Source organism: Ancylobacter oerskovii (assembly GCF_018390555.1).
GTDB classification, from domain to species: domain Bacteria; phylum Pseudomonadota; class Alphaproteobacteria; order Rhizobiales; family Xanthobacteraceae; genus Ancylobacter; species Ancylobacter oerskovii.
This window is the reverse complement of sequence record NZ_JAHBGB010000001.1, coordinates 1-20938: the sequence shown is the minus strand read 5'-3', so window position 1 is coordinate 20938 and position 20938 is coordinate 1. Positions and strand designations below refer to the sequence as shown.

At 67.6% G+C, this 20938-nt stretch carries 15 protein-coding genes and 1 tRNA gene; 6 read left to right on the top strand and 10 right to left on the bottom strand.

Going from position 1 to position 20938, the window contains the following annotated elements:
• The first annotated feature begins 397 nt into the window (after nt 1-397).
• Nucleotides 398-5824 (top strand): alpha-2-macroglobulin family protein, encoded by a 5427-nt coding sequence (locus KHC19_RS00080; RefSeq protein WP_213349996.1) that lies wholly within the window; start codon nt 398-400, stop codon nt 5822-5824.
• The gene (gene pbpC / locus KHC19_RS00075) at nt 5821-7902 is read left to right on the top strand and encodes a penicillin-binding protein 1C (RefSeq protein WP_343207610.1); all 2082 of its coding nucleotides are present in this window, start codon (nt 5821-5823) and stop codon (nt 7900-7902) included. The genes KHC19_RS00080 and pbpC overlap by 4 nt, the downstream gene beginning before the upstream one ends.
• 4 nt (nt 7903-7906) lie before the next feature.
• Here the strand turns inward: pbpC and KHC19_RS00070 are convergent, their stop codons facing one another.
• Nucleotides 7907-8113, bottom strand: a complete 207-nt coding sequence (locus tag KHC19_RS00070; RefSeq protein ID WP_213349995.1) for a DUF1127 domain-containing protein — start codon at nt 8111-8113, stop codon at nt 7907-7909.
• A gap of 458 nt (nt 8114-8571) precedes the next feature.
• Between KHC19_RS00070 and KHC19_RS00065 the strand changes: the two genes are divergently transcribed.
• Nucleotides 8572-8645 (top strand) — tRNA-Gln (locus KHC19_RS00065).
• 895 nt (nt 8646-9540) lie between these two features.
• On the opposite strand, the gene KHC19_RS00060 is transcribed toward KHC19_RS00065, so the two are convergent.
• Both KHC19_RS00060 and KHC19_RS00055 read right to left on the bottom strand, forming a co-directional pair.
• The gene (locus KHC19_RS00060; protein ID WP_213349994.1) at nt 9541-10509 is read right to left on the bottom strand and encodes an alpha/beta hydrolase; all 969 of its coding nucleotides are present in this window, start codon (nt 10507-10509) and stop codon (nt 9541-9543) included.
• Nucleotides 10510-10570: 61 nt separating this feature from the next.
• Entirely contained in the window at nt 10571-11521 is a 951-nt protein-coding gene (locus tag KHC19_RS00055; protein ID WP_213349993.1) for an alpha/beta hydrolase, read from the bottom strand.
• Between the two features lie 118 nt (nt 11522-11639).
• Between KHC19_RS00055 and KHC19_RS00050 the strand changes: the two genes are divergently transcribed.
• Nucleotides 11640-12533, top strand: coding sequence for a LysR family transcriptional regulator (locus KHC19_RS00050; protein ID WP_213349992.1), 894 nt, complete (start codon nt 11640-11642; stop codon nt 12531-12533).
• 60 nt (nt 12534-12593) lie between these two features.
• On the opposite strand, the gene KHC19_RS00045 is transcribed toward KHC19_RS00050, so the two are convergent.
• From KHC19_RS00045 to KHC19_RS00030, 4 genes are all read right to left on the bottom strand, one after another.
• Entirely contained in the window at nt 12594-13502 is a 909-nt protein-coding gene (locus KHC19_RS00045; protein ID WP_213349991.1) for a LysR family transcriptional regulator, read from the bottom strand.
• A gap of 87 nt (nt 13503-13589) precedes the next feature.
• Nucleotides 13590-14411, bottom strand: a complete 822-nt coding sequence (locus KHC19_RS00040) for an NADPH-dependent F420 reductase (protein ID WP_246548039.1) — start codon at nt 14409-14411, stop codon at nt 13590-13592.
• Between the two features lie 309 nt (nt 14412-14720).
• Nucleotides 14721-15488, bottom strand: a complete 768-nt coding sequence (locus KHC19_RS00035; RefSeq protein ID WP_213349990.1) for an SDR family NAD(P)-dependent oxidoreductase — start codon at nt 15486-15488, stop codon at nt 14721-14723.
• Between the two features lie 44 nt (nt 15489-15532).
• Nucleotides 15533-16327: an NADPH-dependent F420 reductase gene (locus KHC19_RS00030; protein ID WP_246548037.1), complete on the bottom strand. Its 795-nt coding sequence runs from the start codon at nt 16325-16327 to the stop codon at nt 15533-15535.
• Between KHC19_RS00030 and KHC19_RS00025 the strand changes: the two genes are divergently transcribed.
• Complete coding sequence (locus tag KHC19_RS00025) at nt 16326-17291, top strand: LysR family transcriptional regulator (protein WP_213349989.1); 966 nt, start codon at nt 16326-16328, stop codon at nt 17289-17291. The genes KHC19_RS00030 and KHC19_RS00025 overlap by 2 nt on opposite strands.
• Nucleotides 17292-17381: 90 nt before the next feature.
• Here KHC19_RS00025 and KHC19_RS00020 read toward each other — a convergent pair whose 3' ends face one another.
• Together KHC19_RS00020 and KHC19_RS00015 are read right to left on the bottom strand one after the other, a co-directional pair.
• Nucleotides 17382-17807, bottom strand: coding sequence for a GFA family protein (locus KHC19_RS00020; protein WP_213349988.1), 426 nt, complete (start codon nt 17805-17807; stop codon nt 17382-17384).
• A gap of 111 nt (nt 17808-17918) precedes the next feature.
• Entirely contained in the window at nt 17919-19121 is a 1203-nt protein-coding gene (locus KHC19_RS00015; protein ID WP_378297113.1) for an MFS transporter, read from the bottom strand.
• Nucleotides 19122-19197: 76 nt separating this feature from the next.
• Between KHC19_RS00015 and KHC19_RS00010 the strand changes: the two genes are divergently transcribed.
• Entirely contained in the window at nt 19198-20127 is a 930-nt protein-coding gene (locus KHC19_RS00010) for a LysR substrate-binding domain-containing protein (protein ID WP_213349986.1), read from the top strand.
• A 191-nt stretch (nt 20128-20318) separates the two neighbouring features.
• On the opposite strand, the gene KHC19_RS00005 is transcribed toward KHC19_RS00010, so the two are convergent.
• The coding region (locus KHC19_RS00005; protein ID WP_213349985.1) for a substrate-binding domain-containing protein at nt 20319-20938 on the bottom strand (620 nt) is incomplete at its 5' end.

Below are 20938 nucleotides of genomic sequence, written 5' to 3'. Positions count from 1 at the left end.
ATGCCTCTGTCTCTGTGGCCGCGTCCGGCCACGATGTGAATCGGAATATGCCCGCCGGAGCGCTCGTCCCGGCAGGCCTCCCGCGTGGGTGACGGCCCGTATACCTAAGCGCGCCCGGCTATTCAATGGCGCCGGCGCAGCAATCTCCCGTGCCCACAGCGCCGTGTCGCATCCGCGTCATATGTGGCGCCCGCGTTTCGCCGCCAGTGGCGGGCCGCTCGCGAGCGCGCCGTGGCGGGCGCGGCGGGGCGCCGACGACATGGCGGGGCGGCCGATTCCGGCCTATCCTTCCGTCACTTCATGCGACCGTCGCCAAGACGGCGGAAGGTTCCGACACGTTGCCCGCCGCGGTTCCGTTCCGGCGGCGGCAGGCCGGAAACACCCGGGGAGAGACGAGATGCCCGCTGCCGTTCGTGCCGCCATCCTTCGCCCGGTCCTGTCGGTGCGAAGCCTGATGCATGGCTTGGCCGCCCCGCTCGTCCTCGCGCTTCTCGCCGGCGCGCCGGCCTTCGCCCAGACCGCGCCGCCGAAGCCCGCGCCGGCCGCCCGGCCGGCGGCGGCGCAACCGGCCGCGCCCGCCAAGCCGCCCGCCAAGCCGCCCGCCAAGCCGCCCGCCAAGCCGCCCGTCCAGCCCGCCGCCACCGCGCAGCCGGCGGCCGATCCGGCGCTGCCGCGAACCTATTCGCGTCCCGATCTCGTCGAATCCGCCCGTCGCCTGCAGTCGCTGGTCGATCGCGACCGCACGCCGCTGGAGAAGCCCGCCGCGCAGCTGCGCCGCGATGCCGATGCCGCGCTTCAGGCCGGCGATGCGCGCACCGCCGCCGATCTCTACGCCCGGCTGGCCCGCGTGACGCCGGACGATGCCGGCCTGTGGATGCGCCTGTCGCGCGCGCTCGCCCGCATCAAGCCGAACCAGGACGAGAGCGCCGATACCTTCCTCGACCGCGCCACCGCGAGCGCCTTCATCGCCTATCGCCGGGCGACCACCCGCAACGCGCAGGCCGACGCGCTCTACGCCGTCGGCCATCTCTATGCCGAGCGCTCGCTCTGGCGCGCCGCGCTGGACACGCTGTCGCTCGCGCTGGACGTGCGCGACGTGCCCGCCGAGCGCGCCTATTACGACAAGCTGCGCGCCGAGCAGGGCTTCCGCATGCTCGACTACACCGTCGATTCGGACGCGGCCAGCCCGCGTGCCTGCGTGCAGTTCTCCGAGGATCTGGCGAAGGGGCCGGTCGATTTCGCCACCTTCGTCACCCTGGCCGGTCCCGGCGGGGCGGTCGACAAGCCGGCGGTGTCGGTGGACGGCCAGCAGCTCTGCGTCGAGGGCCTGCGCCATGGCGGGGCCTATGACGTCACCCTGCGCGCCGGCCTGCCCTCGGTGGTGGTGGCGGAGAAGCTGCAGGCCAATGCCGACCTCACCATCTATGTGCGGGACCGCAAGCCCGGCGTGCGCTTCACCGGCCGCGCCTATGTGCTGCCGCGCACCGGGCCGCGCTCCATCCCCGTCGTCACGGTGAACACCTCCCGCGTGGCGGTGGAAGTGCTGCGCATCGGCGACCGCTCGCTGATTCCCATCGCGCTGGACGGCGATTTCCGCCGCGACCTCGGCTCCTACGATCTCTCGCAGCTCAAGGACGGGCAGGCGGAGCGGGTCTTCGCCGGCGAACTCGAGACCGCCTCGCCGCTCAACGAGGACACCACCACCGCCTTTCCGGTCGACGAGGCGGTCGGGGCGCTGAAGCCCGGCGTCTATGTGCTCGCCGCCCGCCCGGCCGGCGATGCCGCCGGCCCGGACGACGACTACGCCACCCGCTCGGCGCAGTGGTTCATCGTCTCCGATCTCGGCATGACCGCGCTGTCCGGCACCGACGGCCTGCATGTGCTGGTGCGCGCGCTCGGCTCGGCGAAGCCGGTGGCCAATGCCGAGATCCGCCTGCTGGCCAAGTCCAACGAGCTGCTCGCCACCGCCCGCACCAATGCGAACGGCGCCGCCATGTTCGACGCCGCCATCACCCGCGGCACCGAGGGTTTCGCCCCGGCCGTCGTGGTGGCGCGGGGGGAGGGCGACGATTATGCCTTCCTGTCGCTGGAGGATCAGGCCTTCGACCTGACGGATCGCGGGGTGGGCGGGCGCGCCGCTCCCGGCCGCATGGATGCCTTCGTCACCACCGAGCGCGGCGTCTACCGCCCCGGCGAGAGCGTGCATCTCACCGCGCTGCTGCGCGATCCGCAGGTGGCGGCGGTGGGCGGCGTGCCGCTCACCTTCGTGCTCAAGCGCCCAGACGGCGTCGAGGATCGCCGCGTGCTCGTGGACGATCAGGGCGCCGGCGGGCGCGGCACCGCCTTCGAGCTGATGGGCGGCGCCATGACCGGCACCTGGCGCGTCGAGGCCTATGTCGACCCGCGCGGCACGCCGGTCGGCTCGACGACCTTCCTTGTGGAGGATTACGTCCCCGAGCGGCTCGCTCTCGAGCTTTCCACCAGCGCGAAGCAGATCGCCCCCGGTGCGCCCGCCACCATCGATGCCGCGGGGCGCTGGCTGTTCGGCCCGCCGGCCGCCGGGCTCGACGTTTCCGGCGAGATCGAACTCAAGGTCGCCGCGGCGCGCCCCGGCTGGCCGGGCTGGCGCTTCGGCCGGCCGGATGACGGCTTCACCGCGGTGCGCGAGCCGTTGCCGGACACCCGCGTCACCGACAATGCCGGCAAGGCGCATCTTTCCGCCGCGCTGCCCGCCGCCCAGGCGACCGGCCAGCCGCTGGAGGCGGAGATCTTCGTGTCGCTGGAGGAGGGGGGCGGCCGCGCCATCCGCCGGTCGCTGACCCTGCCGGTGATGCCGTCCGCGGCTGGTCTCGGCGTCAAGCCGCTCTGGACCGGCTCCGGCCCAGCCGAGGGCACCAGCGCCGTCGTGGAGATGGCGATGGTCGACAGCTCCGGCCAGCAGCAGCCGGCAGCCGGCGTCGCCTGGACGCTCTACCGTGTCGAGAACCGCTATCAATGGTATCGCGTCGGCAATAGCTGGGATTTCGAGCCGGTGCAGGCCACCCGCAAGGTGGCCGACGGCACGCTGGACCTCGCCGCCGACAAGCCGGCGCGGCTGGAGGTGCCGGTCGAATGGGGCCGCTACCGGCTGGAAGTGACCTCGGGCGCCGGTGCCAGCCGCCTCTCCACCGCCGTGTCCTTCGAGGCCGGCTGGGGCGGAGGCGCCACCGCCGATGCGCCGGATCGGCTCGATCTCACCCTCGACAAGCCGCACTATGCCGCCGGCGAAAAGCTCAACCTTCACCTGAGCAGCCGTTATGCCGGCTCGGCGACGGTGCTGATCGTCGGCGATGGCGTGCTGGCGTCGAAGACGCTCGACGTGCCCGCCGGCGATTCGAGCGTCGGCTTCGACGTCGCGGCGGCGTGGGGGCCGGGCGCCTATGCGCTCGCCTTCCTGCATCGGCCGCTCGATGTCGCCGCCGGCCGCAATCCCGGCCGTGCCATCGGCCTCGCCTGGTTCGGGGTGGATCGCGCCGCGCGGGTGCTGGAAGTGGCGCTCGACGCTCCCGAGCGCATCCGCCCGGAGACCACCCTCTCGGTTCCCGTCTCCGTGAAGGGCGCCGGCGCCGGCGAGGCCTATGTGACGCTCGCCCTGGTCGATGTCGGCATCCTCAACCTCACCGGCTTCAAGGCGCCGGACCCGGACGGCTTCTATCTCGGCCAGCGCCAGCTGGGGACGCAGGTACGCGATTTCTACGGCCAGCTGATCGACGGCATGCAGGGCGCGCGCGGTCGCCTGCGCTCCGGCGGCGATGCCATGGACGAGGGCCTGCAGGCCGATCCGCCGACCCAGCCGCCGCTCGCCCTGTTCGCCGGCCCGGTGAAGCTGGACGGGCAGGGCAGGGCGACCATCGATTTCGCGGTGCCGGCTTTCGACGGCACCGGCAAGCTGATGGCAGTGGCATGGTCCGGCGAGGCGGTCGGCCATGGCGAGAAGGACGTGGTGATCCGCGATCCGGTGGTGGCGACGACGACGCTGCCGCGCTTCCTCGGCGCCGGCGACCGCTCGACGCTCAACCTCGCGCTCGACAATGTCGATGGCCCGGCCGGCGATTATTCCCTGTCGCTGGTGGCCGACGGCCCGGTGAAGCTCGGCAATGCCCCGGCGACGCTGGCACTGGCGCCGGGCGCCCGCCACAGCCTCAGGGTGCCGTTGCAGGGCGCCGGCATCGGTCCGGCCAAGGTCTCCGTCCGCCTCGGCGGGCCGGACGGGTTGAGCATCGTGCGCGACTATGCGCTGGAGGTGCGTCCGGCCTATCCCTCCATCAGCCGCCGCACCGTCACCTCGCTGCCGCCGGGCGGCGCGATGACGCTGAGCGGCGACCTGATCGCCGACCTCGTGCCTGGCACCGGCCGCGTCACCGTCTCGGCCGGCGGCGATCCCGCCTTCGACGTGCCGGCGCTGATGGTGGCGCTCGACCGCTATCCCTTTGCCTGCTCCGAGCAGCTCACCAGCCGCGCTTTGCCGCTGCTCTATTCCGCCGAGCTGGCCAAGGGTCTCGATTTGAAGAACGACCCGGGCAAGACCGTGCGCGACGCCATTGCCCGGCTGGTGGCGCGGCAGGGCTCGGATGGTTCGTTCGGGTTGTGGCAGGCCGGCGGCAACGACCTTTTCCTCGACGCCTATGTCAGCGATTTCCTCACCCGCGCCCGCGAGCGTGGCTTCGTGGTGCCGGAAGTGCCGTTCCGCCTCGCCCTCGACCGGCTGCGCAACGCGCTCGCCTATGCCGGCGACGGGGCGACCGACGACGGCGCCGCCTATGCCCTCTATGTGCTCGCCCGCAACGGCCGCGCCCCGCTCGGCGATCTCCGCTACGTCGCCGATGCCAAGATGGACGACGTCTCCTCACCCTTCGCGCGGGGCAACATCGCCGCTGCCCTCGGCCTGCTCGGGGACAAGGGGCGCGCCGAGAAGGCCTTCACCGCCGCGCTGGAGCTGCTGCCGGCGCAGCCGGAGGCCGACCTGCTGGGGCGCGCCGACTTCGGCTCGCAACTGCGCGACGCCGCCGGGGTCGCGACGCTCGCCGCGGAAGGCGGCTTCCCCGCCACCGCGCGCACCGCCCGCGCCCGGGCGGTGGCCGTCGGGAAGGAAGCGGGGCCGACCTCGACCCAGGAGGATGCCTGGCTGCTGCTCGCTGCCCGTGCCGCCCGCGAGGCCAGGGGAGTGAGCCTCGATATCGACGGTTCGGCCCATTCTGGCCTGTTCGAACGGATTTTCGCACCGGCTGGACTCACTGCACACCGCACCGTACTGACCAATCGCGGTTCGGCGCCGGTCGATGTCGCGGTGTCGATCGACGGTCCGCCCGCGAGCCCGGAGCCGGCCGCCGCCAGCGGCTTCGCCCTCGAACGCTCCTATTTCGATCTCGCCGGCAACTCCATCGATCCCTCAAAAGTCGAGCAAAACCAGCGCCTTGTCGTCGTTCTTGAAGCCCGCGAGGACGAATATGCCCCCTCGCAGGTGATGATCGTCGATTGGCTGCCGGCCGGTTTCGAGATCGACAATCCCGCCCTGGCGGTGGGCGCGGATGCCGGCACGCTGTCCTGGCTGGGGGAGACCACCGAAACCGCGCATGCCGAGTTCCGCGACACCCATTTCCTGGCGGCATTCGATCGAACGCAAGCCTCTGAAGAACCAGAGGTTTTGCGCGTGGCCTATATCGTGCGCGCCGTCGCGCCGGGCACTTATGCGCATCCCCCGGCGACCGTGGAGGACATGTATCGCCCAGGCCGCTTCGCCCGTACCGGAGCCGGCACCACCGTGGTGACGGAGCGCGGCCGGTGAGCGAGAAGCCGCGCCCGCTCTGGCAGCGTCTCGCTGCGGGCGCGTTGCTGGCGGGTACGATTTTCGCAGCGGGATCATATGCTTGGCTCGCCGGCGTGCGCGCCGCCGCATCGCCGCCGCCGATGATCGCCACCTCCGTCGAGGTGCTCGACCGCAATGGACGGCTGCTGCGGCCCTTCACCTTGCCGGATGGCCGCTGGCGGCTGGCCGCCGATGCCTCGCAGGTCGATCCACGTTATGTATCCATGCTAATCGCGTATGAAGACAAGCGTTTCTATGAGCATGCCGGCATCGATCCGAGGGCGATCCTGCGAGCGGCCTGGCAGTTCGTCACCCATGGCCGCATCGTTTCCGGCGGCTCGACCCTGACCATGCAGGTCGCTCGCCTGCTGGAGCCGCGCCCCGAGCGCACCTTATGGGCGAAGCTGGCGGAAATGCGCCGTGCCATCGAGCTGGAAGCCCGACTCTCAAAGCAGGAAATCCTTCAGCTTTACATAACGTTGGCGCCATTCGGCGGCAATCTCGAAGGCGTGCGGGCGGCGAGTCTCGCCTATTTCGGCAAGGAGCCGCGCCGGCTCTCTCTGGCCGAAGCCGCGCTGCTGGTCGCCCTACCGCAGGCCCCGGAGGCGCGGCGGCCGGACCGGCAGGCTTCCGCCGCCGCGTCGGGACGCCGGCGGGTGATACAACGTCTTGAGGGAAAAGGTCTATTCGAGGCCGCGGAGGCGGAGTTCGCCTTTGCTGCCGAGGCGCCTGCGGGGCGTCGGGCATTGCCGAATCTCGCCTTCCACGCGGCGGAGGAGGCCCGACAGGAATGCCCTTCCGCGACGCTCCACCGCCTGACCATCGACATGGCGGCACAGGAGCGGCTCGAAGCCCTCGCCATCGAGCGCGCGGCGACGCTGGAGCCGGGCGTCTCGCTGGCGATGGTGGTGGTCGACAACGCATCCGGGGAGATTCTGGCACGGGTCAGCGGCGCCGATCCGCAGGACCGCGGCCGGGCGGGCGCGGTCGACCTGACGCACGCGTTCCGCTCGCCGGGTTCGACCCTCAAGCCCTTGATATATGGGATGGCTTTCGAAGATGGGCTGGTCCACCCGGAGACGCTGATCGAGGACCGGCCGACCCGCTTCGGGGCTTACCGGCCCCGCAACTTCGACCTCGACTATCAGGGCACGGTTTCGGTGAAGCGGGCATTGCAGATGTCGCTCAACGTACCAGCGGTCGTCCTGATGCAGGCGGTAGGGCCGCAGCGTCTTGCCGCTCGCCTCGGCGCCGCGGGCGTCGACATGCGGCTGCCACCGGGGGATGTGCCGGGATTGGCGGTCGGGCTGGGTGGCGCAGGGGTCACGCTGGAAGGGCTTGCGACCCTCTATGCAGGGCTCGCGAATGGCGGCGCGTTGCACCGGGCCCGTCATCGCCTCGAAGAGGGAATTGCGGGACAAGCTGTTGAAAGCAGGACGATTTTGTCGCCGGTCGCGAGCTGGTATCTCGCCGGGATACTGGCCGGCTCGCCCCCGCCCCGCAACGCACGCGGCGGCCTGATCGCCTTCAAGACCGGAACATCTTTCGGCTACCGGGATGCCTGGTCGGTCGGTTTCGACGGGCGTCGCACGATTGCCGTATGGATCGGCCGGCCCGACGGCCAACCCGTGCCGGGGATGATCGGGCGGGAAAGGGCCGCGCCTTTATTGTTCGATGCCTTCGCCCGGCTGGTGTCCCGGCCGGCACCCTTGCCGCCGCCGCCGCACGACGCACTGGTCGCTCGGAACGGCGACCTGCCGGTGGCACTGCGACGCTTTCAGGGATGGGACGGGTATGCCGGAGCGTCGAACGGTCCACGCATCGTCTTTCCGCCTTCGGGCGCGACGCTGGACGTCGAGCCCTCAACGCCGGTTCCCTTGAAAATACAAGGCGGGGAGGGCGTGAGGGTGCTCGTCGACGAAGAGCCGGCAGGAGTGACCGACGCGGCCGGTCTCCTGATGTGGCAGCCAGCGGGCGAGGGGTTCGTCCGACTGACGGTCATGGACGCTGCCGGTTCATCCGACAGCGTGTCCATTCGTCTGCGCAGGAGCCGCTAGCGGCTCAGCGGCCGGCGACCGCAGCCTTGGCGATGTCCTGACGGGTCAGGCCACGGCGGGCAAGAGCGGCGTCGGACAGGCGCGAGAGAGCCTCGTAGCGCTGCGCGATGCGACGGCCTTCGCTGACGGCGTCGAAAAAGGCGCTGACGGTCTCGACGAAACGCGAGAAGAAGTCGGGAGAAGTGGGACGGGAAAGCGACACGGTGCTCATATGAGCCTCCAACGGTTAGGCATTCTGTATGCCAGGAATATAGACCGTTTGGTGCGGCGCAGAAGACGATATGCTGCATGACAGCACTGAGCTGGTTGCATGCCGTTGCGTGACCAGGACGGGGCTTATCTGCGGTTGAGACGCGGAAAATCTCCGCCGTAGGCCTAAAATAGGTATCTAAAAACCATCCAGGTCCATCGCTATGCACTTTTCGCGTCCCCAGCATGACATCCGGTCATGCGTCTGGTGCAGCCGCCTTTGGCCGTGAACTTTGTTTCCTTCATCCCGGCAAAGCGGGTTTCGCATTCTTCTGGGACAAGTGATGACTTTCTGCGCGAGGGGGTAGACCGGGGCGATGGGAAGCGCTATATGCCCCTCCGTTCGCCGGACGGCTTGCACAGCCGGCTGCCGACTTTGAAGGACGCTTCTGAAAAAGACGTTTGTTCTCAGAGGTTTGGTGGGGGATAGTTTAACGGTAGAACTGCGGACTCTGACTCCGTTAGTCCAGGTTCGAATCCTGGTCCCCCAGCCAAAATTTCGATTGAAATCTCAATAATTTACCTGATGACGCAGCGCGCCACAGGCGCCTGGTATGTGACGTGGAAGCGCCTTGCAAGCGGCGCGATGCGTTCGAAACCAAGCCGCGGCTGCTCGACGCCGCCGAACGCCGACAATACCGCTCCCCGAAGCTCCGCGTGTCGAGCTTGAGCGGCCGAGATCCAGGCCGATGTCCGGCAGGGCATGCGGGAAGACGCGGTGGTGTTCTCGTGCAACGCCAACGCTGCGCATGGCCTTCGCAGGACGAACGCGGACAAGCGCCGCGCTGCGACGCGAATGCTCGACCTTTTTGGGGGGCGTGGTCCGACAGCTGCATCGCCCGCCATTGTGGCGCGTCGCATACCTTCGTTGGACGTAGGAGTAGCTCTGGTGAGTGTATGCTTGGCTTCCGGTTCAAGACCTAGGCGATGTGGTGGATCGAGCCGCGCATGGAACGCACCATCGCAGATGAGGGCGGCATCGTCCGGCCGGAGGTTCAAGCCGTGTTGCAGCCGCGGCCGGAAAATAGCGATTCTCATCGACGCCGGTGACCAGCCGGCCGGGGCCGTGAATCGCCTCCGATAGAGCGCCCAGCTCCCTGACCAAGGCGGCAGCCAATGTCGAGACCCGCGAGATCCAGCCCGCGGCGACCAGTTCGAATGCTAGGGGGGCGTAGGGGCCTCTCAGCGCCGTAGCGATCGGAATTCACACCCCATTCGCGAGCATAAATCTCCTGCGCCACCGCGACCGCCTTGCCCTTGGCGGCTTTGTAGAGGGGATGGTTGCACTTGGGCGACCATCCCAATTCTGCTTTTGGCGCGAACTGAAGAAAGGCCGTGATAACCCGGCACCGGCAGAGCGCCGGCCTGGCTCACGGTCCATAACGGATGCTACTCGGCGGCGACGCGTTTCGCTGCGGTGCTCGTCTCGTGCAAGTGCTTCTTGAAGAAGGGTACCAGCTTCTCCAGCGCCAGCCCGACCGGTTCGGACTTGTCGTAGAGATCGTAATGCGACCAATCCTCCAGGGAGACCAGCTGGCGATCCTTCGAGGCAGTGGCGCGGCCATAGATCTCCATGCCGTCGCGATAGGCGCCGAAGGCGCCGACCTTCTGGCCGATCACAACCATGACAGGCTGCGTCAGCAGCGTCTCGGCGAAGGCGAAGGCGTCCCACGCCAGCGTCTTCTGTGCATGGCTGAACAGCATACGGGTAGCGCCGCCGGGCTGCTGGCCGCGCGGCGTCTTGTAGTAGTCCGTCGCTTCGAAGACGTCCCGTTCGGTCAGGCCGTTCTGCTTCGCCACCTGCGGGGTGGCGGGCAGCAATTCATCGACCTGAAGCTCGCCGCCGCGCGCTTCCTTCGTGCGCTGTGCCGCCATCGCCTCGAGCGCCCCGAGCGGGTCGTAGTTGCTGAAGCCCTCGCGGAACAGCCGGCCGATGTTCACGCCGGTGATACTGACGACGGCCTTGATGCGCTTTTCGGTCAGCGTCGCATTGATCGCGTAGCCGCCGCCACCGCAAACGCCGAGCACGCCGATGCGCGCTTCGTCGACATAGGGCAGTGTCACTGCGTAATCGATGACGCGGCTGATGTCTTCGACCCGCTGGGTCGGGTCTTCGATCCAGCGCGGCTCGCCACCGGATGCACCCTGGAAGCTCGCATCATAGGCCATGACGACGAAGCCCTGCTCGGCGAGCGCTTTACCGTAGACATTGCCCGCGGTCTGTTCCTTGCAGCTGCCGAAGGGGTGGACGGCGACAATCGCCGGATAGCTCTGCTTGTCGTCGAAGTCCGGCGGGAACTGGATGGTGGCCGCGATCGGCCAGGCCATGTCGCGATTCTTGATCTCGACCGTTTTCATGATGGTCTCCTTTCGAGAAAGAACGGGGCGCGGCGAGACGCCCGGCATCTCATCGGGGTGACTATTCTGCAGCCTGCTTGGTCGTGGCGGAGTCTTTCAGCCTGCTCTCGAAGAACGGTGCCAGTACCGAGACGGCCTCGGCGACGAAGGGCTTGCCGTCATAGAGGTCCATGTGGTTGGCCCCCTCGACGACGTACATCGCCTTGTCCTTGCTGGCGGCGCGAGCAAGCAGATCGTCGCTCATCCACTTGCTGCCGGCAACGGAGCCGGCCACTGCCAGGATGGGCTGGGTGAGGAAGGCCTCGGCCTTGTGATAGGCGTCATAGGTGATGATCTGATTCAGGCTGCGGGCGGTGGCGAAGCCCGGCGCGGTCGGGCATTCGGCCCGCGGCGTATGGTAGTATTCCCAGGCTTGGCGCAGTTCCTCATTGGGCGCGTCGCTCTCCTTCTCCGGCGCCAGCGGCATGCGTGCCTTCGCGGCGCCGGCGGCGTCGGCGGTGCGGGCATTGGAGCCCGCCTCGATATAGGGCAGGGCGTCGGCATCCTTGACGGTGTTCTCCCAGCCATTGCGGAACATCGAGCCGATATTGACGGCACTGACCGTGCCGAGCGCCTTGATGCGATGGTCCTGCAGCGCGGCATTGGCGGAGTAGCCGGCGCCGGCGCAGATGCCCATGGCCCCGATGCGCCCGTTGTCGACGTAAGGCAGCGTCGTCAGATAGTCGACGACAGCGCTGACGTCCTCGGTGCGGATATGCGGGTTCTCGAGCTGGCGCGGCTCGCCGCCACTCTCGCCCTGATAGGAGGCGTCATAGGCGATGGTGACGAAACCGGCCTTGGCGAGCTCGGCGGCATAGGTACCGGCCGTCTGTTCTTTCACGCCTCCGCCGGGATGCGAGACGATGATTGCCGGATAGCTGCGCTTCTCGTCGAAGCCCTCGGGAACATTGATGACGGCCGACATGGTGATGGTCGGATTGTTGCTGTTCTGGAAGCTGATCTGGCGAGCCATCGTCGTCTCCTCCGTTTCGGAGTGGTGGGGCGCCATCGGCGCGACACCGAAAAGATAGGCTGGCTCCAGCCATCAGACTATAAGGTCAATCCGATTGAACTTATCACTGAGGTGATGAATGCGTCGTGAGGACATGGCCGATCTGGCGGCGTTCGCCATCGTCGTGGAAGAGCGCAACTTCACCCGCGCCGCCACGAAGCTCGGCTTGTCGCAGTCGGCGCTGAGCCAGATCGTCAAGCGGCTGGAAGAGCGGCTCGGCGTGGCACTGATTGCCCGCACCACGCGGAGCGTCGCACCGACGCCGGCAGGCGAGCGGCTCTGGCAGACCTTGGCGCCGATGCTGCGCGACCTCGACCAGAGCCTTGCCGCGCTCGGCGAGTTCCGCGACAAGCCATCGGGAACGATCCGCATCACAAGTGTGGAGCACGCCGCCAAAACAATACTGCTTCCGGCCGTTGCGACGCTCATCGCCGATTATCCCGATATCGACGTGGAGATCGTCACGACCTACGAGCTTTCCGACGTCGTCGCCGAGGGCTTCGATGCCGGCGTGCGCCTCGGCGAGCATGTCTCGAAGGACATGGTTGCGGTCCGCATGGGGCCGGACATTCCGATGGCGATCATTGCGGCTCCCGGCTATCTGAGCCAACGTCCGGTTCCGTCGACGCCGCACGATCTCGCAGGCCATCGCGGCATCAATCTGCGACTGCCGACACCGGGCACGGTCAATGCCTGGCGTTTGGGCCATGGCGGTCGCGAGATCCGCGTTCGTGTCGATGGGCCGCTGATCCTAAATACGATCGAGCTCATCCTCGATGCTGCCCTCGCAGGCCTCGGGCTCGCCTATCTGCCGCTCGCTCAGGTTGATGAGCATCTGCGCCAGGGCCGACTGGTCGAGGTGCTGGGCGAGTGGACGCCGCCGCTACCGGGATATCACCTGTACTACGCCAGTCGCCGCCAGACCTCGCCGGCGTTCCGGCTGCTTCTGAATGCGGTGCGGTACAGAGTGTGATGCCTACGTCCCCTTTCCGCCGGCATATGAATGTCGGACGTTGGCGCGGCCGTCACCTTCTCAAGCCGAGTTGGCGCCGCCGTCCCTGAAAGCGTCCCGGCACAGATCCACGAAACCGCGCACCTTCGGGTCCATGTAGCGCGTCGAGGCGAAGACGGAGTGGACGGGCATCGGGGCGCTTGCCCAATCGGGCAGGACGTGGACAAGGGTACCCTCAGCCACATGCGGCCCGGCCATGTATCGGGGAAGTTGGGTTATTCCCAAACCAGATACGGCCAGGTTCTTGAGGGCGATCATGTTGTCGAGCGCGCAGCGCGGTGTCTGCGAGACCTTCTCCGAAGCCTGGCCGTTGACCAGAGTCCAGCTTGATCGCCCGCTCGACGTCTTCATGATGAGATCGTGGCGCTTGAGATCCTCGACCGTGCGGAGCGCCGCTGCGCGCTTCAGGTAGTCGGGGGACGCGTAAAGACCATAGGTGATCTCGCCGAGCTTGCGGGCCGAGAGATCCGAATCCGGCAACGTGCCGATGCGGATGGCGACGTCGATCCCTTCGTGGATGATGTCGACCGCACGGATCGTATAGACCGCCTCGATGGTAACCTTCGGCCAAGTGTGCAGATAGGCGGCGATCCAGCCGTCGACGCGCGTCGTCCCAAACTCCGGCGTTGCCGTGATCCTGAGGCGGCCGCTTGGCTTCTGATTCTGCTGCGCCACCGCGGCTTCGGCGGCCTCCGCGGCCGCAAGGATCGAGGAGGCGCGTTCGAAATAGTCCCGTCCAACCTCCGTCACGCTGAGCCGGCGGGTCGATCTGTTCAGCAGCCGCGCGCCGAGCTTTTCCTCGATCCGCTGCACGATGCGGCTGACTCGCGCCTTGTCGGTCTCCAGCCGTTCGGCGGCGGCGGTGAAGGATTCCTCCGTCACTACCGTGACGAAGACCTGCATTTCGGAGAAACCGACCGTTGTCGTCATGGACAACATTCTGTCCTTCGCGGGGCGAAACATCAATCTGAGAAGAGTCGCCGGGCGCCCGCGATGGAGGCGCCCGGCATAATGTTCCTAGGTCTTGACAGTATCGGCGCTGGCAAGCTCGAGGAACAGGGCGACGTGGATCGGCGGCATGCCCTCCAGGGTTCCACCGATCGGGGACGGACGTTGCGTCCCGTCGATCAGTTGCCGTGCCGTCTCCGGGGAGATTGGCTTGCCGGCCTGCTGATAGAGTTTCTTGGCCTCGGCATCCGTCAGGCCGTCCGGAATGGCGGGCACATAGGGCCAGAAATAGATCGGCGTGTTGGGCTCGATGCGCCAGCTCTCCGCGAGCGATCCGGCATCCACCACGTCGTAGCCGACGTCCTCGATGAAGCCACTCACCACCGCCTTCGCTGCCGCATCGTCACCGGCGACCGGCAGGGTCGTGCGCTCGGCATCGCCCCTCGGCCGGGCGTTGTGCTCCATATGGATCCAGCCGAGATTGTGGACGCCCTTGACCACCTTCGCGCCCCGGAGATGCCTCTGGACCAGCTCGCTCGACGTGAGCTCGCCCTTGTCCAGATCAGCCCTGCGGAAATTCCCGATGCCGGGATAGTAGTTGGTCTGATCGAGGACCACCTTGCCGACGAAGCTGTCGGCCGGCAGGGCCTCGAACACGGCGAGCTGGATGGAGAGCGTGACGATATCGCCAGCAGTGATCGCCTCGTCGACGGATCCGGCGCGCGCGAGCGGGCCGAGTTCCGCCACCAGCCCGGCGAGGGTTTCCGGGCCACGCGAATTGCTGATGACGACGTTGTATCCGGCCCGCACGGCCAGACGCGCGACGGCCTTTCCGACGAGGCCGGAGCCGATTATTCCGATTGTGCCTGTCAACTTCGATATCCTTCTCATAGGGATGCCGCGGGGACCCGCCGACAGGTTCGGCGGGTGCTCGTCTCGGCGACCGAGATGATCTCGAGCCGCGGCAAATGGTGCGCACCAGAGCTATGGCTTTACCTTCGAAGCCAACAGTGGTGAGCACGGCAACAAACCGTTGCCCCGTGAACCAACAATGATCGCTGCTTTCGGGCGCGTGATAAACAGGAGTTCCGCCTGGCAGGGGCGGCTCCTTCAGCAGGCTCCTTCCGCTCAGCGCGCCATGGCTTCCATCGCGATGTCCCCGGAGGATGGAGCGGACCACGGGCATCTGTCTGGATAGGGTCAGAGCTTGTAGCCGCCACTGGCCTCGATGACCTGAGCGGTGATCCAGCGGCCCTCGTCCGACGCGAGGAAGGCCACGACGGCGGCGATGTCGGAGGTCTCGCCGAAGCGGCCGAGCGCCGTGTCGGCCTCGATGGCCGTCACCATATCCGCATTCTCGCGGACGGCGGCGTTCATGTCGGTCCGCACCCAGCCCGGCGCGACGGCATTCACCGTGATCCCGCGCGGCCCAAGTTCGATGGCGAGCGCATGGATCAGGTTGTTGATGGCCGCCTTGGCCATGGAATAGATCGGAACCGCCGCCATGGGCCGCGTGCCTGCGGCGGAGGAGACGTTGACGATGCGCCCACCATCGCGCAGCCGTCCCAGCGCCGACTGCACCATGAAGAACGGCGCACGGGCATGGACCGCGAACATCGTGTCCCAGCCGTCCGGCGTCGCATCGGCGAGGCCGCCCCAGCCGGCATTGCCGGCATTGTTCACCAGGATGTCGAGGGCCGCGTTGCCTTTCCGGTCGACGAGTTCGCGGTCGAGCCGGTCGAACAAGGCGGGGATGGAGCCTGCATCGGCAAGGTCTGCCCGGAGCGCGAAAGCCTTGCCGCCGGATGCCTCGATAGCGGCGACGGTCTCGTCGGCGCCGACCTTGCTTGCATTGTAGGTCAGCGCGACGGTCCCGCCGTCCATCGCGAGGCGCTCCGCGATCCCCCGGCCGATGCCTCGCGATCCGCCGGTGACGAGGGCGGTCTTTCCTTTGAGCGACTGTGACATGTGTTTTCCTCGGCTGTGTTCGGTAGCGGGGGAGGCGATGCGCCTCAGGCGATGCGTTCGCGCGCGATGGGGCCGGGGCTGGCCTCGACGACTGTGAGGGCTAGGCGGATGAGGTCGGCGTCGCCGCCATATTCGTGATCGGCGACGTGGTGCAGGAACACGCCGAGCTGTTCGATCTGGCGGGCAGCGCGCAGCGGGCCGGTGGCCAGCGGACTGAAGCCGGCATCGGTGATCAGGCCGCGCGTGATTCGCCCGGCCTCCGCGTCGTCGCTCGCATAGGGCACGCCCGGTACCACCGGCGATGCCGACCAGGCCGCGGCTTCAAGCACCGGCGCCGCCAGCGTGCTGAACGCCTTGACGATCCGGGCTTTCGGCAGGCGCCTCTGCAGATCCTCCGCCGTCGAGCCGTCGCGCATGAAATCGAGATCGTGGAAGTGCTTGAATTCGGCGGTGACGCCGAGCGGGTTCATGGTCTCAATGACGACCTTGCCATCGAGCGCGTCGCCTACCTCGGCGACGACCGCTTCGACCCGTGGCCAGTAGACGGAGAACAGCACCGCCTCGCCGAACTCGGCCGCCTTGCGGATCGTGCCGAGCCGCGCCCGGTCGCCGAGCTCCATCAGTAGGGGAGCCAGCTTGCGATCCTCGCCGTCCTTGGCGAGGACGAGATCGTGGCCAGCGGCGGCCCAGGCCCTCGCGAGGCGACTGCCGACATTGCCAGTGTTCAAAATACCGATCTTCAATGGGGTTCCCGCATTCACTCGTGAACGATGTGAACGGAAGCTAGAAAGAAGGTGGGGGTAGATAAACCGGCCCAACTGCACCACATTGTCGCTCATGCAGGCGACAATCGATCCTGAACAGTTACAAGCTTTCGTCGCCGTGGTCCGCGCCGGATCCTTCACCCGCGCGGCCGATGCCCTCGCGACACGCAAGTCGCATCTCAGTCGTCTGGTGATCCGGCTGGAGGCGCGGCTGGATGGGCAGCTGCTGCGTAGGACGACGCGTTCGGTGACGGTCACCGAGCTCGGACGGGAGGTGTTCGAGCGCGCCGTCTCGATCCTTGACGCTTTGGAGGACACCGACCGACTGGCCGAGAGCGTCAAGGGCGAGCCGCGGGGCGTGCTCCGCCTTACCTGCGGCGAGGAGTTCGGCCTGTGCGTCGTGAGCCGATGGATCGCCGGCTATCTCGCCGCCTATCCAAAAGTGCGCGTGGAAGCCGACTACACCAATGGCATCGTCGATATCGTGAAGGAGGGATTCGATCTCGCGATCCGTGTCGGGACGTTGGGCGACGCAGACCTGACCGCGAGCCGGCTTGGGGAAGCCGAATACGGGATGTTCGCGAGCCCCGGCTATCTGGCAGATCGAGGTGCACCGAGACAGCCCCGCGACCTTGACGGGCACGACACCGTCGTCTTCGGGGCGGCCGGACACGTCGTCGAACTGGAAGTCCGCCGCGGCTCGGATTCCGAAATCCTTCGCCTCGCCCCGCGCCTCCTCGTCAACAACAACCTGGCGGCCCGCGACGCCGTCGCGGCCGGCCTCGGCATCGCTCTGCTGCCGCGCTTTCAGGTGGCGCAACTCGTGATCGAAGGGCGTCTGGAAGAGGTCCTTCCAGGCTGGTCGAAGCCGCCGGTGCCCGTCCACGCCGTATTTTCTTCGAGCCGGTATCCGACGCCGAAGATTCGAGCCTTCGTGGACTATGCGAAGAAGAACTTCGTAACGGCGCTAGCGGGCGCGAACGGGCAGCAGGTCGCCGATGCGGACGTCCGATCACGGCCAAAGAGCTGGGGTCTGTAGTTGGCGCGAAGCGACGCGGGCGCCTCGGATGGCAGACCAAGACACGTCGCTGGCGCCTTGACGCCGAGTATGGCTGGGGACCCGTGACAGTCAGCTTGCCCGAATGAAGCGGAGGGTGCCGGCTCGACGGGGTGGCTTACCGGTGTCGTTCGTGTGCGCGACGCCGTCGATGACGGGCACCTCGGCGAAATCGAACGGGCTTACTCCGTCCAGGCAAGCGACATTTACGGCATAAAGGTTCTGATTGGATCGTCGTTGATGGTGCGTATAGATCCCGCAGCGAGAACAGAAGAAGTGTTGCGCTGATCCGGTATGGAAACGGTAGGTCGTCAGCATTGCCTCGCCCTGCAGAATGTCGACCCCGCCCATTTCGGCCATCACGACGACGGCACCGCGCATGCGGCAGTAGGAACAGGTGCAGCGCCGGATCGAGTTGAAGCCGTCGCTAAGCGACACCTTGAAGCGCACCGCACCGCAATGGCACTGGCCAGACCGGACTTTTGTGTTGTTCTCCATGTTGTCGTTCGTTCTGTTCTCATCGTGGGCCGACCTCGGGAAACCGGGTTTGAAAAGTGCGTCGCCCCATGCCCCGACCGGCAACCGCAGGCGTAACGGAATGATTGCCGCTCATCGCCTTGCGAGCTTCGGCCCGAGGGCGAGGGCGAGCGGCAGGTTCGCCAGCGCGGCGGTGGCGGTCCCCAGCGTCGCGACGACCGGCCCCGCCTGATCGCCCACCGCGCCGAACAGCAGCGGCGACAGCGCGCCCGAGCCGATGACGCCCGTATAGAAGATGGCGAAGGCGCGCTCGGTCCGGTCGGCGGGCGACAGTTCCGGCACGGTGCCGTAGAGCACCGAGGAGGTGCCGTTCAGCGTGAGCCCGAGCAGCGGCAGGATGATCAGCAGCGGCAGGAGCGGCAGGGCGGCGGCGAGCGCGATCATCAGGGCCGTCAGCCCCTCGGTGCACAGGGTGACGCTGACGACGCCCCAGCGCTGGGCGAGCCAGCCGCAGGCGAGCTTGCCGGCCGCGCCGCCTAGGAAGACGAGGGCAAGGGCCGTGCCGATGAGCGGCTGCGAGGCTCCCTTCAGCTGCAGCAGAAACGGCAGGAAGGTCAGGAAGCCCATGCGCACGCCGGTGTCGATCACCCCGATCGCCAATAGCAGCGGGAAGCCGCGTCCGGCGCGACGCGGCGCCCCACGCGCGGAGGGAGGCGGCGGCGGTGCCGGCGCGATCCTAGGCATGGACAGTGTGAGCAGGACGGCGACCGCGATCCCTACCAGCGCGAGCAGCCACAGGGCCGGCCGCCACGGCGCGAACGACAGGCCGAAGGACAGCGCCGCCGGAATGACGGCCTTGCCGAGGTCGCCGCTGAAATTATAGGTGCCGAGCGGCCCGCGCGCCGCCGCCCCATAGGCGCGCGACACCGCGCTGGAGGCGATCGGATGCTGGACGCTGGATCCGGCGCCGGAGACGAGCAGCGCGGCGCAGAGCCCCATCGCGCCGCCGCTGAAGCCAGCGAGGGCATAACCCGCCGCGGCAAGCACCGTCCCGAGGATCAGCACCGTCCGGCCGCCGACATGATCGGCGAGCCAGCTCGCCGGCACCTGCAACACGGCCATGGCGCCGGCATAGAGGCCGCGCAGTAGCGCAAGAGCGACATAGTCGAGCCCGAACTCGGCCCGCCAGACCGGAAGGAGCACGTAGATGGCGTCGGTGTAGCCGTCGTGCAGGGCGTGGGCGAGGCCGGCAAGGACCAGGGTACGCCGGCGGGTCTGCTGCGCCTGCGGCAGCCGCGACGGCTCGGCGGAAGGGGCTATCGTGGATGAATTTATCACATCAGCACTGTGCGCCTGCTAGAATGCGACGCGCAAACGACTAATTCGGCAGCCAGATGTCAGATAAACTCACATGAGGGGCCCGTCGAAAGACCGGCCTCTGCCGCCTCTCAACGCCGTCCGGGCGTTCGAAGCTGCCGCGCGCCGGTCGAGCTTCAAGGACGCGGCGGCGGAGCTCGGCGTCACCCATGGCGCGGTCAGCCGGCAGATCCGGCTTCTGGAGGAGTGGCTCGGCCCACCGGCGCTGTTCCGCCGCCTGAGCCACGGGGTTGCCCTGACGGCGGAGGGCCGGGCGCTGCTCGGTGAAATCCAGCCCGCGCTCGAGCGCATCTCCCGGGGAGCGGCATCGCACGGCCGGAATGCCAGCGGCACCGTGGCGCTCAGGGTCAATGCGCTCGCCACCTTCAGCCTGCGCTGGCTGGTGCCGAAGCTCGGCCTGCTACGGGAAGCGCATCCCGAGATCGAGATCGAGCTGACGACCGGCAACGAGCCGGTGGACGGGCTGGCCGGCGACTACGACCTGATCATTCGTGGCGGGCCTGATGCCTTCCACGGCTTCGAGGCCCGATTGCTGCTCCCGGAACGACGGCTCCCCGCGTGCAGCCCCGCACTGCTGCGACACCAGCCTCTGGATGAGGTGGGGGATCTCGCGCATCACACGCTTTTCCATGTCGCCAGCATGCCCAGACTCTGGCGCGACTGGCTGGCGAAGGCCGGGCATGGCTCGCTCGAACCGGTGGCGACGCTGACGCTGGACCATTTTTACCTGTCGATCCAGGCGGCCGTGGACGGGCTTGGCGTGGCGATGGCTCCGTCCACCCTGATCGAAGACGATCTGCGTACGGGACGGTTGATGACGCCCTTTCCGGACATCTCGCTGCCGTCGCGTAGCTATTTCGCCTATACGCCCCTCGACTCGCCGTTGCGCGCCGCCAGCGACAGACTATGCACCTGGATCGAGGACTTCGACAGCACGCTCCCGACGCGGATCGGTCAGCAGTAGAGCGCCTGCGCGCCGGCTTCGGTGGCGAGCTGGTTGGCCGCATCCGCCGAGGAGGCATAGGTGAACACGACTATTGCGCCGACTGCTGAGAAGCGCGTCCAGTCCATGCCGCTGCTAGCACTCTAGCGCCAGCCCATCTTCTCTCTGACACTGATGACCGGCCCTCAAGCTGTATTCGCCGACTGCAGCATTCATAGTTGGAGTGGTGTCTTCGTGATATAATATGTCACGGTGGCGATGAAGGCCCGCAGTCGCTGGAGGCGCCTCATGTCGCGGTGATAGCCCATCCAGATATCGCGTGAAGGCGGCTCCGTCGGCAGGTCCTGCCGGCGCAGGCCCGCCATCCGATCGCCCACGACGTGCGGCAGGACGGCGATGCCGATGCCCTGGCTGCACATGCGTCCCTGCACATTCCGGTTGTTCGACCGCAGGACCGTTCGGGCATTCGGGAAGCTCTCGGTGAGCCAGGCGATATCCGGGAACTGGCCCGTCGACGTGTCGTGGGTGATGAGCCGGAAGCCGGCTCCGTCGCCATAGGCCGGCTCGGGCGAGCCTGCCGCGACATAGGCCCCGTAGGCCAGGCGGACCAGCCGTCGCTGCACGATGTCGGGACTGTCGAACGGGACGATACGGAAGGCGATGTCGGCCTCCCGCTGCGCGAGGCTGAACAGGCGGGTGCCGGTCAGGATTTCGATGTCGACCCCGGGATAGGCCTTCGCGTAATCGTCGATGATCGGTGGCAGGACGTAGGCCCCGAACCAGTCGGCGGACGAGATGCGCAAGGTGCCCTGAAGGTCCTGTTCCTGCCCGG

Bases quoted from the DNA above. Each gene is read 5' to 3' on its own strand.
- KHC19_RS00080 (WP_213349996.1), top strand. From the start codon at position 398: ATGCCCGCTGCCGTTCGTGCCGCCATCCTTCGCCCGGTCCTGTCGGTG.
- KHC19_RS00070 (WP_213349995.1), bottom strand. From the start codon at position 8,113: ATGAGCACCGTGTCGCTTTCCCGTCCCACTTCTCCCGACTTCTTCTCG.
- KHC19_RS00060 (WP_213349994.1), bottom strand. From the start codon at position 10,509: ATGAAAACGGTCGAGATCAAGAATCGCGACATGGCCTGGCCGATCGCG.
- KHC19_RS00055 (WP_213349993.1), bottom strand. From the start codon at position 11,521: ATGGCTCGCCAGATCAGCTTCCAGAACAGCAACAATCCGACCATCACC.
- KHC19_RS00050 (WP_213349992.1), top strand. From the start codon at position 11,640: ATGCGTCGTGAGGACATGGCCGATCTGGCGGCGTTCGCCATCGTCGTG.
- KHC19_RS00045 (WP_213349991.1), bottom strand. From the start codon at position 13,502: ATGACGACAACGGTCGGTTTCTCCGAAATGCAGGTCTTCGTCACGGTA.
- KHC19_RS00040 (WP_246548039.1), bottom strand. From the start codon at position 14,411: ATGAGAAGGATATCGAAGTTGACAGGCACAATCGGAATAATCGGCTCC.
- KHC19_RS00035 (WP_213349990.1), bottom strand. From the start codon at position 15,488: ATGTCACAGTCGCTCAAAGGAAAGACCGCCCTCGTCACCGGCGGATCG.
- KHC19_RS00025 (WP_213349989.1), top strand. From the start codon at position 16,326: ATGCAGGCGACAATCGATCCTGAACAGTTACAAGCTTTCGTCGCCGTG.
- KHC19_RS00030 (WP_246548037.1), bottom strand. From the start codon at position 16,327: ATGAGCGACAATGTGGTGCAGTTGGGCCGGTTTATCTACCCCCACCTT.
- KHC19_RS00020 (WP_213349988.1), bottom strand. From the start codon at position 17,807: ATGGAGAACAACACAAAAGTCCGGTCTGGCCAGTGCCATTGCGGTGCG.
- KHC19_RS00010 (WP_213349986.1), top strand. From the start codon at position 19,198: ATGAGGGGCCCGTCGAAAGACCGGCCTCTGCCGCCTCTCAACGCCGTC.